The organism is Sphingomonas psychrolutea (assembly GCF_014636175.1).
In the GTDB taxonomy this organism is placed as follows: domain Bacteria; phylum Pseudomonadota; class Alphaproteobacteria; order Sphingomonadales; family Sphingomonadaceae; genus Sphingomonas; species Sphingomonas psychrolutea.
In genome coordinates, this window is sequence record NZ_BMDW01000018.1 from 33,400 (window position 1) to 49,774 (window position 16,375).

At 65.9% G+C, this 16,375-nt stretch carries 15 protein-coding genes; 11 read left to right on the plus strand and 4 right to left on the minus strand.

Features of this window, described 5'->3' with window-relative positions; genetic code table 11:
• Positions 1-2 precede the first annotated feature (2 nt).
• The 5 genes from IEV62_RS13705 to IEV62_RS13725 all read left to right on the plus strand — a co-directional run bounded on the left by IEV62_RS13705 (position 3) and on the right by IEV62_RS13725 (position 5,887).
• Positions 3-1,463: an efflux transporter outer membrane subunit gene (locus IEV62_RS13705; RefSeq protein WP_188448421.1), complete on the plus strand. Its 1,461-nt coding sequence runs from the start codon at positions 3-5 to the stop codon at positions 1,461-1,463.
• Positions 1,464-2,834 (plus strand): efflux RND transporter periplasmic adaptor subunit, encoded by a 1,371-nt coding sequence (locus IEV62_RS13710; RefSeq protein ID WP_188448423.1) that lies wholly within the window; start codon positions 1,464-1,466, stop codon positions 2,832-2,834.
• 28 nt (positions 2,835-2,862) lie between these two features.
• On the plus strand, positions 2,863-3,588 hold the full coding sequence (locus tag IEV62_RS13715; protein WP_188448495.1) for an ABC transporter ATP-binding protein: 726 nt from the start codon (positions 2,863-2,865) through the stop codon (positions 3,586-3,588).
• Entirely contained in the window at positions 3,588-4,796 is a 1,209-nt protein-coding gene (locus tag IEV62_RS13720) for an ABC transporter permease (protein ID WP_188448425.1), read from the plus strand. Before IEV62_RS13715 ends, IEV62_RS13720 begins: the two co-directional genes overlap by 1 nt.
• Before the next feature lie 161 nt (positions 4,797-4,957).
• Entirely contained in the window at positions 4,958-5,887 is a 930-nt protein-coding gene (locus IEV62_RS13725) for a 50S ribosomal protein L11 methyltransferase (RefSeq protein ID WP_188448427.1), read from the plus strand.
• Positions 5,888-5,892: 5 nt separating this feature from the next.
• Here IEV62_RS13725 and IEV62_RS13730 read toward each other — a convergent pair whose 3' ends face one another.
• Both IEV62_RS13730 and phhA read right to left on the minus strand, forming a co-directional pair.
• Entirely contained in the window at positions 5,893-6,243 is a 351-nt protein-coding gene (locus IEV62_RS13730; protein ID WP_188448429.1) for a hypothetical protein, read from the minus strand.
• Positions 6,244-6,269: 26 nt separating this feature from the next.
• On the minus strand, positions 6,270-7,136 hold the full coding sequence (gene phhA / locus IEV62_RS13735; RefSeq protein ID WP_188448431.1) for a phenylalanine 4-monooxygenase: 867 nt from the start codon (positions 7,134-7,136) through the stop codon (positions 6,270-6,272).
• 46 nt (positions 7,137-7,182) lie between these two features.
• Here phhA and IEV62_RS13740 point away from each other — a divergent pair, with 46 nt between their 5' ends.
• Positions 7,183-7,872 carry an esterase/lipase family protein gene (locus IEV62_RS13740; protein WP_188448432.1) on the plus strand — a complete coding sequence of 230 codons (690 nt, stop codon included), beginning with the start codon at positions 7,183-7,185 and terminating at the stop codon, positions 7,870-7,872.
• Between the two features lie 38 nt (positions 7,873-7,910).
• Here IEV62_RS13740 and IEV62_RS13745 read toward each other — a convergent pair whose 3' ends face one another.
• Both IEV62_RS13745 and IEV62_RS13750 read right to left on the minus strand, forming a co-directional pair.
• Positions 7,911-8,195, minus strand: a complete 285-nt coding sequence (locus IEV62_RS13745; RefSeq protein ID WP_188448434.1) for a hypothetical protein — start codon at positions 8,193-8,195, stop codon at positions 7,911-7,913.
• On the minus strand, positions 8,192-9,289 hold the full coding sequence (locus IEV62_RS13750; RefSeq protein ID WP_373868597.1) for a glycerophosphodiester phosphodiesterase: 1,098 nt from the start codon (positions 9,287-9,289) through the stop codon (positions 8,192-8,194). The genes IEV62_RS13745 and IEV62_RS13750 overlap by 4 nt, the downstream gene beginning before the upstream one ends.
• Before the next feature lie 71 nt (positions 9,290-9,360).
• Between IEV62_RS13750 and IEV62_RS13755 the strand changes: the two genes are divergently transcribed.
• The 5 genes from IEV62_RS13755 to IEV62_RS13775 all read left to right on the plus strand — a co-directional run bounded on the left by IEV62_RS13755 (position 9,361) and on the right by IEV62_RS13775 (position 16,375).
• A complete protein-coding gene (locus IEV62_RS13755; RefSeq protein WP_188448436.1) occupies positions 9,361-9,852 on the plus strand; it encodes a 2Fe-2S iron-sulfur cluster-binding protein in 492 nt (163 codons plus the stop codon).
• On the plus strand, positions 9,849-10,823 hold the full coding sequence (locus tag IEV62_RS13760; RefSeq protein WP_188448438.1) for an FAD binding domain-containing protein: 975 nt from the start codon (positions 9,849-9,851) through the stop codon (positions 10,821-10,823). Before IEV62_RS13755 ends, IEV62_RS13760 begins: the two co-directional genes overlap by 4 nt.
• A complete protein-coding gene (locus IEV62_RS13765) occupies positions 10,820-13,048 on the plus strand; it encodes a xanthine dehydrogenase family protein molybdopterin-binding subunit (RefSeq protein WP_188448440.1) in 2,229 nt (742 codons plus the stop codon). The genes IEV62_RS13760 and IEV62_RS13765 overlap by 4 nt, the downstream gene beginning before the upstream one ends.
• A 30-nt stretch (positions 13,049-13,078) precedes the next feature.
• The gene (locus IEV62_RS13770) at positions 13,079-15,298 is read left to right on the plus strand and encodes a xanthine dehydrogenase family protein molybdopterin-binding subunit (RefSeq protein WP_188448441.1); all 2,220 of its coding nucleotides are present in this window, start codon (positions 13,079-13,081) and stop codon (positions 15,296-15,298) included.
• Positions 15,299-15,454: 156 nt separating this feature from the next.
• A complete protein-coding gene (locus IEV62_RS13775) occupies positions 15,455-16,375 on the plus strand; it encodes an XdhC family protein (protein ID WP_188448443.1) in 921 nt (306 codons plus the stop codon).

Consider the following 16,375-nt stretch of genomic DNA (forward strand, 5'->3'; position numbering starts at 1 on the left):
CCATGTCGCGTTTCAGCCCCATCCTTGCGCTGCTTGCCGGTGCGCTGCCGATGGCGGCGTGCACGGTCGGGCCGAACTATCACGCGGCCACGCCGGCGACGCTCGGCGTGCCCGACGGCTATTCGGTCGCGGCCGATGCGCGCGCGCAGGCCAATCTGACGCGATGGTGGACCAGCTTCGACGATCCACTGCTCGTCAGCATCGTCGAGCGCGCGCGGGCGAACAATCTCGATATCGCGCAAGCCGTGGCGCGGTTGCGGCAAGCGCGTGAATCGCTCGTGCAGTCGCGCGCGCAATTGCTGCCGACGGTTGGCAGTTCCGCGGGCTATACCCGCTCGCAAAGCATCATCGGCGGGACCACCACCTTGCCCGGCGGCGCGACGATCGTGACCGGGCGCGGATCGGGCGACACGCTCTCGCTCGGACTCGACGTGCAGTATCAGGTCGGCCTGTTCGGCGAAGTCCGCCGCACGGTCGAGGCGAGCCGCGCGCAATTCGCAGCGTCGGGCTATGATTATGCCAGCGTCCTGCTCTCGACCCAGGCCGAGACCGCGCGCAATTACATGCTGGCGCGGCTGTACCAGGCGCAACTCGCCAATGCGCAGAACTCGCTCGCGCTGCAGGACGACAATCTGGAAATCGCCGGGTTCCGCGTGCAGGCCGGCCTCGTCTCCTCGCTCGATGCCGAGCAAGCCCGCTCGCAGCGCGCTAGCACCGCCGCGACGATCCCGACGCTCGAGCAGAATTACAACGCCGCCGTGTCGCGGCTCGGCGTCCTGACCGGGCAGGCACCGGGTGCGCTGAAGGCCGAAATGGCGGCGGTGAAGCCGATCCCCGCCGGTCCCGACGGCATCGCGGTCGGCGTGCCGATCGATACGTTGCGCCAGCGGCCCGACGTGCGCTCGGCCGAACGCACTCTTGCCGCGGCCACCGCGCAGATCGGCGTCGCCAAGGCGCAGCTTTATCCCGCGCTGGCGATCAGCGGCAGTCTGTCGACCGACGCCGCGAAGATCGGCAATTTGTTTGAGACGATTGCGGGGCAAGTGTTCTCCGGGCTGACTCAGACGATCTTCAATGGCGGTCGGCTGCGCTCTGCGGTGCGTGGGCAGGAAGCGGCGGCGGATGGCGCCTTCTCGGCCTATAAATCGACCGTGCTGACGGGCCTTGAGGATGTCGAGAATGCGCTGGTCGCGCTCGACAGTGCCAAGCGGCGGGCCGAGCAGTTCACCATCGCGCTCGATGCGGCAAACAATACTGCTTTGTTATCGCGCAGTCAGTATCGCGCCGGTCTGACTGATTTCACCACGCTCAACACCGCCGAGAGCAGCTTGCTCACCGCGCGCAATGGCTTGGCCCAGGCGCAGGCCGATCGCGCCAATGCGCTGGTGCAACTCTATCTCGCGCTCGGCGGCGGCTGGGACAGCGCCGCCGACCCGACCGCTCTCGTCACGCAGGAACGCTAAATGGCCGATCCCGTTCGCACCGATCTCAACGACTTTCTGGGCGCGAAGCCGGTGCCCGCGTGGCGGAAGTGGGCGAAATGGGCCGGCGTCGCGGTTGGCGTCGTGCTGCTCTTGTTGTTGCTCAAGAGCTGCTTCGGCGGCGCGGGCAAGCCCGAATATTCGACCGAGGCGGTGACGCGCGGGTCGCTGTCGGTCAGCGTCTCGGCGACGGGCAAGCTTGCGCCGACCAACCAGGTGCAGGTCGGCTCGGAACTGTCGGGTCTCGTCACCAAAGTGGTGGTCGATGTCAACGACCGCGTCACCAAGGGGCAGCCGCTCGCACTGATCGATCCGTCGCGCTTTCAGGATACGGTGAACCAAAGCCAGGCCGCGCTCAACGCGGCGGTTGCGACGGTTGCGCAGAACCAGGCGACGCTCGCGCAATCCTCGGCACAGCTCGCACGGTTGCAGGAGGTGAGCCGCCTGTCGGGCGGGCGTGTGCCGGCGAAGACCGAGCTTGAACAAGCGATCGCCGATCGCGACCGCGCGATCGCCAATGTCCGCGCCGCGCAAGCGAACGTTGCCTCGGCGCGCGCGACGCTGTCGTCGAACCAGACGCAATTGGTGCGCGCCGTGATTCGGTCCCCGGTCGATGGCGTGGTGCTCGCGCGGCAAATCGAGCCGGGCGCGACGGTTGCGGCGTCGTTCAACACGCCGACGCTGTTCGTCATCGCCGAGGATTTGGCGACGATGAAGCTCGAAGTTGCAATTGACGAGGCCGATGTCGGATCGGTCAAGCAAGGCCAGAGCGCGACCTTCACGGTCGATGCGTTTCCGGGCAAGACCTTCCCAGCAGCGATCACGCGCGTCGATCTCGGATCGAACCTCAGCGCGCAGACGACGACCACGACCACCACCACCACCGGGCAAGTCGTGTCCTATGGCGCGACGCTGAGCGTCAACAATGCCGATCTGCAATTGCGCCCCGGCATGACCGCGACCGCCGACATCACGACTTCGGCCAAGACCAACATCCTGCTTGTCCCCAACGCCGCCTTGCGCTTCAAGCCGCCCGCGGCCGCCAACAGTGGCGGCGGCATCGCCGGGACGATCGTGCCGACCAGGCCACGGCGCGGCGCGGGCGGCGCCGGCAAGGACATTACGGTCAAGCGCGGCGGCGCGCAGACCGTCTATATCCAGGACGCGACCGGCACGCCCAAGGCGGTCGATATCACCACCGGCGAAACCAACGGCACGATGACCGAAGTGATCGGCGGCGATTTGAAGCCGGGCGACAAGGTTATCACCGGGCAGCTCGCCGCTGGTGTGACCGCTGGGTCGGGTGGCAGCAAGCGTCGTACGGGCGCGGCTGGGGCGAACGGTGGCCAGTAACGCCCGTCTCGCCACGGGTCATGCCGCACTGGCTGGGGACACAATCATCGCGCTGCGCGGGGTGACCAAAAGCTATGGCGAGGGCGCGACCGCGTTCCTTGCGCTGAAGGGCATCGACCTCGACATCACGCAAGGCGATTTCGTCGCGGTGATGGGCGCGAGCGGATCGGGCAAATCGACGACGATGAACATCCTCGGTTGCCTCGACGTGCCGAGCGCCGGGACCTTTCAGTTCAAGGGCGTCCATGTCGAGACGCTCGACCGCGACCAGCGCGCGCTGCTGCGGCGCAAATATCTCGGCTTCGTGTTCCAGGGCTTCAACCTGCTCGCGCGCACGTCCGCGCTCGAAAATGTCGAGCTGCCGTTGCTGTACCGCGGCGACGCCAAAAAGGCGCGACACGACACCGCGATGGCTGCGCTCGACAAGGTCGGGCTGGCGGATTGGTGGGATCATACCCCGGCGGAGCTGTCGGGCGGTCAGCAACAGCGCGTCGCCATTGCGCGCGCGATCGTGACGTCGCCGGCCGTGCTGCTGGCCGACGAGCCGACCGGCAACCTCGATTCGGAACGCTCGGTCGAAATCATGGAGTTGCTCTCGGGGCTCAACCGCGACAGCGGCATCACCGTGATCATGGTCACGCATGAGCCCGACATGGCGGCGTTCGCGCGGACGATCGTGCATTTCAAGGACGGGCTGGTCGAGCGGGTCGAGGCGCATAACTCTCCCTCCCGCTTGCGGGAGGGGAGTCAGTAATGCTCGGCACCACCTTCCTCCTCGCGATCCGCTCGATCGCACGCCACAAATTGCGCTCGATCCTGACCGCGCTCGGGATCATCATCGGCGTGGCCGCGGTCGTATCGATGGTGACGCTGGGCAAGGCGACGACCGCTGCGGTCCAGCAGTCGATCGCCTCGCTCGGCACCAACATCCTGCAAGTCCGCCCGGGCCAGGGCTTCGGTCGCGGCGGCGGCGGCCCGCGTCCGCCCGACTTCAAGCCCGAGGACGTGACCGCCATTGCCAATCAAGTCGCCGGCGTCACCGCGGTCGCGGCACAGGCGCAGGCCACCGCCACGGTCATTTACGAGGGTGCCAATTGGTCGACGACGATCAACGGTACCACCAATGGCTATTTCGATGTTCAGCCGTGGCCGCTGACGGCAGGGCGTGCCTTCACGCCGATCGAGGAAGCCGCTGGCAAATCGGCGTGCATCATCGGGAATACGGTGTCGAAGAATCTCTATCGGGGCGGTCAGGCGGTCGGCACGCGGATGCGAATCGGCGCGATCAGCTGCGACGTGATCGGCGTGCTCAGCACGCGCGGCCAATCGGGCTTTGGCGGTGATCAGGACGATGTCGTGATCATGCCGATCAAGGCGGTGCAGCGCCGCTTCACCGGCAACCGCGATATCCGCCTGATCCTGGTTGGCGTCGATAAGGCGTTCGCGAGCAGCACCGTGCAAGCCTCGATCGAGGATTTGCTGCGCGAACGGCGCAACATCACGACCGGCAAGGAGGATGATTTCTTCGTCTTCGACACCAAGCAGATCAACGATACGCTGACCGGCGCGACCACCGCGCTGACCAGTATCGTGACTGCGGTGGCGGGGATCAGCCTGATCGTCGGCGGGATCGGCATCATGAACATCATGCTTGTCTCGGTGACCGAGCGCACGCGCGAGATCGGCATCCGCCTGGCGATCGGCGCGGTGGCGAACGAAGTGCTGTTGCAGTTTCTGGTCGAGGCGATTGCTTTGTCGATGCTCGGCGGGGTGATCGGGCTGCTGCTCGCGCAAGGCGTGATCCTCGCGCTCGTGCCGGTGCTCAAGGTGACCTATCTGTTCGATCTGCAGATCAATCTGATCGCCTTCGCCATTTCCGCGCTGATCGGCGTCGTCTTCGGCTATTTCCCGGCGCGGCGCGCGGCCTCGCTCAACCCGATCGACGCGCTAAGACACGAATAAGCGCGGCACGAACCGCCGCGCGCAGCGCAATAGCACTCTTCTTCTTCGTGTCTTTGCGTCTTTGTGTGAGAAATTTTGGATCACACAAAGACGCAAAGACACGAAGGAAGGAAGATGGTCGCCGCTTGCGCGGTGGAGGGTTGGCGGGCAGGAGGCGCGGCATGACCAGCTGGAAATTGAGCTTGCCCTGCACGCGCGCCGAGGCCGAGGCGATCGATGCGTCGGACGACATTGCCGAAGGCATGGTGCTGATGACGACCGAACTGCACGAGGACGACCGCGAGCATTGGCGGCTCGATGCGTATCTCGAGGCCGAACCCGATGCCGCGACGATTGCCGCGATCCTTGCTTTGGTGCCGAGTGCGGCCGGGGCCGCGCCCGAAATCGAAGCCTTGCCCGAGGAGGATTGGGTCACGCTCAGCCAGCAAGGCCTCGAGCCGATCGCCGAGGGGCGCTTCGTCGTCCACACCTCGGCGCATCCGGTCGACCTGCCCGCAGGCGGCCGCGCGTTCCTGATCGAGGCGGGGCAAGCGTTCGGCACGGGGCATCATGCGACGACCTCGGGCTGTCTCGCGATGCTCGACGCGCTGCCGGGGCCGTTCGCGCGCATCATCGACATTGGCACCGGCACCGGGCTGCTCGCGTTCGCCGCGCGGTATTTGTGGCCTGAAGCAGCAGTGATCGCGACCGATATCGATCCGCGCGCGATCGTGGTGACGGCGGAAAACGCCACGCTGAATGCGATCGAAGGCGTCGAGCTGATCGTCGCCGACGGCGCGCTCGACGACCGCATCACCGACCGCGCGCCCTATGATCTGCTGATCGCCAACATCCTCGCCGGGCCGCTCGTCTCGATGGCCCCGGAAATTGCCGCGATCGCTGCGCCGGGGGCGACGATCGTGCTCGCGGGGCTCTTGGAGACGCAGCGCGGCGATGTCGTTGCGGCGTTCGCAGGCTGCGGCTGTGCGCTGGACGCGGTTGACCGGCGCGGCGACTGGTCGATCCTGCGGCTGACGGCGGGGGCGGTGCGCTATGTGCCGACCGCGCCGATCGACCCGAAGGGGCGCGACGGCTGGGCGCTGGATCTGTAGCCAGCTTATCTGGCGACTGGCTGCCACCCGTCGACTTCGGCTCTGAGCGACGCAACGAACGAATCGTAGATCACTTTCGCGCGGGCCAGGCCGGCCTGGCCGCGCCCCCGGTCGTCGATCGGAAGCTCCCCCTGCACGCCGAAGCCATCGCGCAGAAACTCGCGATCATCGTAGCGCGTCTTGAAGGCGTTTAGGAAATTGCGGCAGTCGGTCGCAATATCGGCCCGCTGCTGGAAATCGAGCGTGCCGAGCGTGCCGTCCACCGCGGACCGCAACGCCCTGACGCTACCGAAGGTATCGTCGGAGATGCGTTGCGACAGGAAGGCCTGCAAGTGCGGCCATTGCGCCTCGCCCAAGGCCCAGCGCTCCCGCTCGGCCCGGCTCACTTCTGCGCCAGCGCATAGGCTTGCGTCCCCAGCGTCAGCACCTGATCCTCCGGCAGCACCGTCGCCACCGGCACATCCGGTAACCGCGCCAGCTCCTCGTAGAGCGGCGCGAAATCGGTCTCCACCGTCAGCCGCAGCAATTCATCGAAGCTCGGGATCACGAAATAATTCTGCTGGAAATCGTCGATCCGGTACTCGGTCCGCATCACGCGCTTCAGATCGAAGGCGATGCGGTTGGGGCTTGCGTCGTCCAAAGCAAAGCGGCTTTCGGCGAAGCTCGATACGATCCCCGAGCCATAGATGCGCAAGCCCTCCGGCTCGGCGATCAGCCCGAATTCGACCGTGTACCAATAAAGCCGCCCGAGATATTTGAGCGCATCCAGCCCAAGCGCGCGTTGCCCGCCACGCCCGTATGCTGCGAGATAATCGGCGAACACCGGGTCGGCGAGCATCGGCACATGGCCGAACACGTCATGGAACACGTCGGGTTCCTGCAGATAATCGAGCTGATCCGCGCGCCGGATGAAATTGCCCGCGACGAAGCGGCGGTTGGCCATATGATCGAAGAACACATCGTCGGGCACCAGCCCCGGCACCGCGACGACTTGCCAGCCGGTCAACGCCATCAGCCGGTCGGATAATTCCTCGAAATCGGGGATGCCGGGCTTGCTCAGCTTGAGCACGTCGAGCCCGCGCAGATAGGCATTTGACGCGCGACCGGGCAGCAAGGCCGCCTGTCGCGCGAACAGCGTGTCCCAAACGCGGTGCTCCTCGGGCGTGAAATGCGCCCAATCCTGCGGGATCGTCCAATCGGCGGCGGCCCCCTCGGGTGGGTGGTCCAGAACATGCGTATCGTCGGCCATGTGCTTAGCCTATCATAGCTGCGCTGCAGCAGGAACCAGGTTACGAATGAAACCACCCTCGAAACGATTATGGGCGCTGGAAGTACCGCGTGGGGCGTACGGACTGGCGTCGCTCGCCTTTGCCAAGGGGATGCTGGCGCGGGGCCCGCGGGGTGACGGACGGCCGGTGATGCTGTTGCCCGGCCTGTTCAATGGCGACCGATCGAACGTGTTTTTGCGGCGCTATCTGACCTCGCTCGGTTACCGCGCCGAGGGCTGGGGGTTGGGGCGTAACCTTGGCGCGCGCGCGATCGGGGCGGAGGGCGACCGGCTGCTCGACCGGATCCGCGCGCTGCACGATGAAACGGGCGCGCGCGTAACGCTGGTCGGGGTCAGTCTCGGCGGGATCATGGCGCGGTTCGCGGCGCATCAAGCGCCCGATCTGGTGCGCGAAGTCATCACGATCAGTTCGCCGTTTGCCGGCAGCCCGCGTGCGACCAACGTCTGGCGCGCGTTCGAAGCGCTGACCGGTGAGCGGATCGATGCGCCCGCGGTGATCGCGCGATCGGCGCTGATCGCCCGCCCGCTGCCCGTGCCGACGACCGCGATCTGGAGCCGCAGCGACGGGCTGGTCAACGGGATGATCTGCCACGATGGCGATGGCCGCGCGGTCGAGGTGCGCAGCAGTCATATCGGCGTGCAGGTGCGGCCGCAGGTGTTGCTCGCGGTGGCGCGGGTGTTGGGGGGGAGCGTGTAGGTCTATTCTCTCCCCTCCCTTTCAGGAAGGGGAGGATCTCAATCCCGCGCCCGATACCCCTCATACCGATCGCAATCGTTGCGCTTGTGCTGGCGGCACTCCTTTTCCCACTGCTTGCGCTCGGCACCTTCGCGCTCTTCGGCCTTGCGCATTTTCTTGCCGTAATTGCGGTCTGCCTCGGACTGGCTCGTCGTGGTCCAATCGACCGCCTTGCCCGCTGCCTTGACCGGGAGCGTCACGACATCGAACGCGGCCTTGGCGACGCAGCCGCCGCTCAGCACGGGCAGCAGCAGGGTGGTGGCGAGCAGGGTTTTGCGGATCATTGGGTTGCCTTCGCTTTGGCGCGCCACGCGGCGCGCGCATCGACGCCGATATAGGCGAAATCGGTGAAGAAACCGTCGATGCCAAGGTCGAGAAAGCGCGTGATTTCGTCCGCCAGCCGACCGTGGACCGCGGGATCGGTGCCGGTGCGCAGACTTGGCGGCAGGAACACGTTCTCGGCGCGGAACGTCCAGGGATGCAAGCGCAGCCCCACCGCGTGCGCGTCCGCCACCAGCGTGGAGGGCGCATCGTCGCCCTTCTGGATCAAGTCCTTGTTGGGGCCGATGCCGTAGGCATAGCGTGCGACCGCGGTCAGGCCAGCTGGCGTCGCCATTGCGGCATAGCTGGGGGCGGCAGCGTCGGCGGGGGCACCGCTTGCGTCCATCAGCTGGATCAGCCGCAGACCCGTCATGGTGTGAAGCCGCTTGAGATTGTTCACCTCGAACGATTGGATGAATACGGGGTCGCCGGGCTTGCTCCACCCGGCCGCCTTCAATTGCGCGACGAGGCGGGCTTCCATCGGATGTCCGATCTGCGCGAAGTAGCTCGGATGCTTGGTCTCGGGGTAGATGCCGACCACCCGCCCGTTCGTGCTGTGCGTCTTGGCGAGCGCGATGACTTCGGCGAGCGTCGGGATTTCGAATTGCCCGTCATATTTCGCATTGTCGGGCCGCAGCTTGGGCAGCCGCTCGACCGCGCGGAGCGTCTTCAATTCGGCAAGCGTGAAATCCTCGGTGAACCAGCCGTTATGTTTCTCGCCATCGATCACCTTTTCGGTCCGGCGCGCGGCGAATTCGGGGTGCTTGGCGACATCGGTAGTGCCGGTAATGTCATTCTCGTGGCGGCACACGAACACGTCATCCTTGGTTAGCACCAGATCGGGCTCGATAAAATCCGCGCCCATCTCAATCGCCAGCGTGTAGGAAGCGATCGTGTGTTCGGGGCGCAATCCGCTCGCGCCGCGATGGGCGATGACGGTCGGGGAAGTAAGTGCTTGCGACATCGGCACAGTCTGCGCCGAAGCCGGCCCGGATGCCAGTGCCAGCACCACAGCAATGATATTTCGCTTGCGCAAGGACTGCGTAAAAAGTCTCATACTGCTACCTATCCCAGGAAACCGATTTCGCGCGACCGCGTTACCCCAAACTCACAGGAGCGGCGATCCTCATGCATTTCACGATCAACGGCACGGTTCACGAAGCCGAACCCGACATTCGCGCGTCGTTGCTCGACGTGCTGCGCGAACATGTCGGCCTGACGGGCACCAAAAAGGGCTGCGACCGCGGGCAATGCGGCGCGTGCACGATTCTGGTCAACGGTCGTCGGATCAATTCCTGTCTCACGCTCGCGGTCATGCATCAGGATGATGACATTCTGACGATCGAAGGGATCGGCAGCGCCGATAACCTGCATCCGCTCCAGGCGGCGTTCGTCAAGCATGACGGATACCAATGCGGTTATTGCACGCCGGGGCAGATTTGCTCGGCGGTCGGGATGCTCGATGAGGTGAAGAAGGGCTGGGCGAGCCATGTCAGCGCCGACCTCGACTCGGTCACGCTTGACGGACCTGAGATTTCGGAGCGGATGAGCGGAAACCTGTGCCGCTGCTCGGCTTATCCCAACATCGTCGACGCGATTTCCGAGGTAGCTGGCGCATGAAAACCTTCGACTATGCGCGGGCCGACAGCCCCGAGGCGGCGGTAGCCGCCGGTGGCCGCTTCATCGCAGGCGGCACCAATTTGCTCGATCTGATGAAATTACAGATCGAGACGCCCGAGAAGCTGGTCGACATCTCGCGGCTCGATCTGGCGCAGGTCGAGCGCCGCGAGGATGGCGGGCTGACGATCGGCGCGCTGGTGCCGAACAGCGACCTTGCGGCGAATGCACATGTCGTTGATGGCTATCCGGTGCTGGCGCGGGCGTTGCTGGCGGGTGCGTCGGGGCAGCTTCGCAACAAGGCGTCGACCGGGGGCAATTTGCTCCAGCGAACGCGCTGTTACTATTTCTACGACACCGCGATGGCGTGCAACAAGCGCGCGCCAGGTTCGGGCTGTTCGGCAATCGGCGGGTATAACCGCATCCTCGCGATCCTCGGCACCAGCGCGCAGTGCATCGCGACGCACCCGAGCGACATGGCGGTGGCGATGCGCGCGCTCGATGCGGTGATCGTGACATTGAAGCCGGATGGTGACCGGCGGCGGATTTCGATCCACGATTTCTACCGGCTGCCGGGGGATACGCCGCAGATCGAAACCGATCTCGAGGCGGGCGAGCTGATCACCCATATCGACCTGCCACCGCCCCCCGCCGGGCAGCAACTGTACCGCAAGGTGCGCGACCGCGCATCCTATGCGTTCGCGCTGGTCTCGGTCGCTGGAATCGTCTCGGTCGAGGATGGCAAGATCGCGTCCGCCGCGCTGGCGTTCGGCGGGCTCGGGCCGATGCCGTGGCGCGATCCGGCGGTCGAGGCGGCGTTGATCGGGCAAGCCCCGTCGGATGCGGTGTTCGCCGCTGCCGCCGACGCGTTGCTGGCGGAGGCTAAAGGGTTCGGATCGAACGATTTCAAGATTCCCCTCACGCGCCGCGTCCTCATCGCCTCCTTGCGCGAACTGACCGGAGCCTCGGCATGAGCGGCACCAATGCGCTGACGATGGACAAGCCGACCCCGACGAGCTTGCTCGACACGGGTGCGCAGGGGATCATCGGTAAGGGCCTCGACCGAGTCGACGGGCCGCTCAAAGTGTCGGGTTCGGCGACCTATGCCGCCGAACATGCGATCGATAACGTTGCGTATGGTGTGCTCGTCGGCAGCAAGGTCGCGCGCGGCAAGATCGTGTCGGTCGATGCGGACAGCGTGCGCGGCCTGCCCGGGGTGATCGACGTCGTCACCGATTTCGAAACCTTCGCGCGCAACCCGCAACAGGGCGGCGAGACGACTGCGCCGACGCAGGGCGTCAAGGACGTGCAGTATTTCGGCGAGATCGTCGCGATCGTGCTGGCCGAGAGTTTCGAAGCAGCGCGTGATGCCGCGCAGCAGCTTACCGTAGCGTATGAAGAAGCGGAGGGCCGCTTCGATTTCGACGCGCTGAAGGGCGAGGCCGAGAAACCGGCGGCATCGGATCAAGTCCCGCCGCATTTCTCCGAAGGCGATATCGACTCCGCGATGGCCAATGCGGCAGTGTCGATCGACGTCACCTACACCACGCCGAGCCAGAACAGCGCGGCGATGGAGCCGCATGCGTCGATTGCCGTGTGGGACGAGCATGGCGCGCTGACGCTCTACGGATCGTATCAGATGCCGACCTCGGATGCGCAGCAGCTTGCCAAGGCGCTCGGCGTCAGCGCGAAGAAGGTGCGGATCGTCGCGCCCTATATCGGCGGCGGCTTCGGCTCGAAGCTCGGCATCGCGCCCGAATCGGTCGCGGCGGCAATCGCCGCGCGCACCCTCGGGCGGCCGGTCAAGGCGGTGATGGCGCGGAGCCAAGTGTTCGACGCGACGGTGCGCCGATCCAATACCGAACAGCGCATGCGGCTCGGCGCCGATGCGAGTGGCAAACTGACCGCGCTCGGCCATGAGACACTGACCAGCAATTTGCCCGATGAAGGATTCTTCGAGCCGTGTGGGATCGGCACGCACTTCGCGTACGCCGCGCCGAACCGGCAGATCGACCATGACATCGTCCGGCTCGACTGGCTGCTGTCGGGGTCGATGCGCGCGCCGGGCGAGGCGTCGGGGATGCTCGCGCTCGAATGCGCGATGGACGAGCTGGCCGAGGCGGCGGGGATCGACCCGATCGAATTGCGCCGCATCAATGAACCCGAGAGCGACCCCGATACGCAAGCGCCCTTCTCGACGCGGCAATTGTTGCGTTGTCTCGATGAGGGTGCCGCCAAGTTCGGCTGGGACAAGCGCGGCAAGGCCGGCACGACGCGCGACGGTGAATGGCTGATCGGCATGGGCGTGGCGGCGGCGGTACGCGGCAATATGCTGATGGAATCCTCGGCCCGCGTTACGCTGACGCGCGGGGGTCAAGCGATCGTCGAGACCGCGATGACCGATATCGGCACGGGTTCGTACACGATCCTCGCGCAGATCGCGGGCGAGCTGCTCGGCCTCCCGATCGAGCGGGTGAGCGTGAAGCTGGGCGATACTGACTTTCCACCGGCCGCCGGTTCGGGCGGATCGTGGGGTGCGGGATCGAGCGGCTCGTCGGTCTACCTCGCCTGCGAGACGACCCGCGAGCAACTGGCAAAAGCGATGAAGGTCGACCCGGAGGCGCTGACGCTCAAGGACGGCGAAGCGATCGCCGACAATCGCAAGGTGTCGATCGGCGAACTGGCGGGGATCGACGGGATCGTCGCGACGGGCACGATCTCGCCCGGAAAACAGGAAAAGGTGACCAAGCAAGCGAGCTATGGCGCGCACTTCGCCGAAGTCGGTGTGAACGTGGTGACGGGCGAAGTCCGCGTGCGCCGCATGCTCGGCGTGTTCGCGGCGGGGCGCATCCTCAACGCAAAAACAGCGCGCTCGCAATGCATCGGCGGGATGACCTTCGGCATCGGCGCTGCGCTGACCGAGGATCTGATCCACGACCCGCGCAACGGCAAGCTCGTCAACCGCGATCTCGCCGAATATCACGTGCCGGTGAATGCCGACGTGCCGCAGCAGGACGTTGTCTTCCTCGAAGAACGCGACGTCCACGCCAATCCGATCCACGCCAAGGGCATTGGCGAGCTCGGCATTTCGGGCGCGGGCGCGGCAATTGCCAACGCGGTGTACAATGCGACTGGCGTGCGGGTGCGCGACTACCCACTTACGCTGGACAAGATTTTGGACGGCTTGCCCGCACTCTGAGCGGGCAAGCCAGGGGGGCGGAAAGCAATTATGGCCGAGTTTAAGATGGACGCCGATCACCCCGGCATCGCGATGGACCGCGGGGTTCAGGGTGTGCTCGGTGTCGGCCTCGACCGCAGCGAAGGCGCGCTGAAGGTCAGCGGCACCGCCCGCTACGGCTATGAACACCGCGTCGAAGGCGATGTCGCCTATGGCTATCTCATCACCGCGCCCGCCGCCAAGGGCACGGTGACGGGCTTTGATGCTGATGCAGCGCGCGCGCTGCCCGGGGTGATCGACGTGATGCTCGACGATCCGCGCATCCCGCGTCAGGCCGCGGCGTTCGGGCCGGCGCATGCCGGGAATGACGCGATCGACCATTGGGACCAAGTCGTCGGCGTCGCGATTGCCGAGAGTTTCGAGGCGGCGCGCGCGGCGGCGAAGGCAGTGGTGGTGCATGTCGAGCGCGAGCAGGGCCAGTTCGACACGATGGCAAACATCGCGCACGCCAACCCCCCGCCGCGCGATTCGCGTCTGCAGGATGTCGCCAAGGGCGATATCGACGCGGCGATGGCGGCGGCGCATGCAGCGGGCGGCGTGACGATCGATCAGGTCTACACCACCCCCAACCAGGTCCATGCCGCGATGGAACCGCATGCTTCGGTTGCGGTGTGGGACGGCGATCAATTGACGCTGCATTCGAGTTTGCAGATCCTCGCCGTCGCCAAGCCCATGCTCGCCAAGGCGATCGGCATTACGGCCGACAAGGTGCGGATCCTGTCGCCCTATATCGGTGGCGGGTTCGGGTCGAAAATGCTCGGGCCGGAAGCGGTGCTCGCCGCGATTGCCGCGCAGAAGATCGGCCGCCCGGTCAAGATCGCGATGGCGCGGGCGCAATTGTTCCACAACATTTACCGCCGCACCGATACCAACCAGCGCATCCGCCTCGCCGCCGACAAGGACGGCAAATTGCTGGGTCTCGCGCATGACAGCGTGGTGAGCCAATGCCCCGATGGCGGCTTTATGGAGCCGGTCGCGTTGGGGTCGTTGGCGTTGTACGACGCGCCGGTCCGCCAATTCACGCACAAGGTGGTGACGCTCGACATGGTGATGGCGGGTGCGGTGCGTGCGCCGGGCGAGGCGGTCGGCACGCTCGCGCTCGAAACCGCGATCGACGAAATCGCCGAAGCGCTGGGCCGCGATCCGATCGACTTCCGCAAGTTGAACGAGCCAGCGGTCGATCCGCTGACCGGCGCACCCTTTTCGACGCGCGCACTGGTCGAGTGCCTCGATCAGGGGGCGGAAGCATTCGGCTGGGCCAAGCGGTCGCCGACACCGGGGCAGCGGCGCGAGGGTGAATGGCTGATCGGCATGGGCGTGGCGGCGGCGGTGCGGATCAATCTGCTGGTCGATTCGGAGGCGCGCGTGACGCTCAAGCCCGATGGCCGTGCGTTGGTCGAAACCGACATGACCGATATCGGCACCGGCACCTATACGATCCTCGCACAAATCGCGGGGGAGGCGCTCGGCCTGCCGATGGAAAGTATCGACGTGGTGCTCGGCGATACCGATTTGCCGCCGGGCGCTGGATCGGGCGGGTCGTTCGGTGCGGCGAGTGCCGGGTCATCGGTTGCGCTCGCGTGCGAAGATGTCGTTGCGGTGCTGGCCGAGCGGATGGACGCCAAGCCCGAGGACATGACGCTCAAGGACGGCCATGCGGTAGCGGGCAACCGCCGCGTGCCTTTGGGCGATCTGGTCGGCGCGGAGGCTTTGGTTGGAAAGGGCAAGATTTCGCAAGGCTCGAACGCCAAGACCTTCAGCCAGGCCGCGCATGGCGCGCAATTCGCCGAGGTTGCAGTGAATGTGGTGACCGGTGAAACCCGCGTGCGGCGGATGCTTGGCGTGTTCGAGGCGGGGCGGATTCTCAACGCCAAGCTCGCGCGTAGTCAGGCGATCGGCGGGATGATCTGGGGCATCGGCTATGCGCTGATGGAGGATGCCGTGCTCGATCAGCGCTATGGCCAGTTCGTCAATCACGATCTCGGCGAATACCATATCCCCGCCCATGCCGACGTGCCGCCGCTCGACGTTTTGTTCATCGAAAAGATCGACCGGCACGCCAATCCGATCGGCGTGAAGGGGCTGGGCGAATTGTCGATTTCGGGCGCGGGCGCGGCGGTGACCAATGCGATCTACAATGCCTGCGGCGTGCGGGCGCGCGATTTTCCGCTGACGCTCGACAAGGTATTGGCGGGGTTGCCGGAAATCTAAATCCTCCCCGGAACGGGGAGGGGGACCGTGAGCATTCAGCGAACGGTGGAGGGGGTGTGCCGCAGGCGGAACGCTTGTGGATATCCCCCTCCACCACTCGGCAGAAGATGCCGAGCGGTCCCCCTCCCCGTGCCGGGTAGGATCAAGGAGTGAAGAATGCCCGATAACGATTCCGTCCTGACCGCCGCCGCCCAGTGGAAGGGCGAACCGCTCGCGCTTGCCACGGTGGTCTCCACCTGGGGTTCCGCGCCGCGCCCGCGCGGGAGCCACATGCTCGTCCATGCCGATGGCCGGTTCGAGGGGTCGGTGTCGGGCGGGTGCGTCGAAAGCGATATCCTCGCCACCGCCGCCGAGGTGATTGCCGGCGCGCCGTTCCAGCTCAAGAATTACGGCGTCGCCGATGCGGCGGCATGGGAAGTCGGTCTGCCGTGCGGTGGCGAGATTGCGGTGCTCGTCCAGCCGGTCTCGGCCGAGGGCTTCGACCCCGAACTGTTCGATCGCATCGCCGAGGCGCAAGCGGCGGGCAAGGCACTCAGCGTCTCAACCGATCTCGCCAGCGGCCAAAGCTCGCTGAGACCGTTCGAGGGGGCGGCGTTCGTCAACCGTTACGATCCGCCGCGCCGCTTGCTGATCGTCGGCGCGGTGCAGATCGCGCAGGCGCTCGCTGGGCTCGCGCGCGAACTCGGCATCGCCACGACGGTGATCGATCCGCGCGCGCGCTTCCTGACCGAGGAGCGCTTTCCCGGCGTAACGCTCGATGATCGCTGGCCCGACGAGGCGGTCGAGGCGCTCGATCCCGGCCTCGCCAGCGCGGTGGTGACCCTCAGCCACGATACCAAGATCGACGATCCGGGGTTGATCGCCGCGCTGGCGCGCCCGACCGCCTATGTCGGTGCGCTCGGCTCGCGCCGCAGCCACGCCGCGCGGCGCGAGCGGTTGGCGTCGGCTGGGGTATCGCAAGCCGATCTCGACCGAATCGACGCGCCGGTCGGGCTCGATATCGGCGCGATCGGCCCGGCCGAGATCGCGCTGTCGATCGCGGCAGCGATGGTCGCTGCATTCAATCGCAAGGATTGA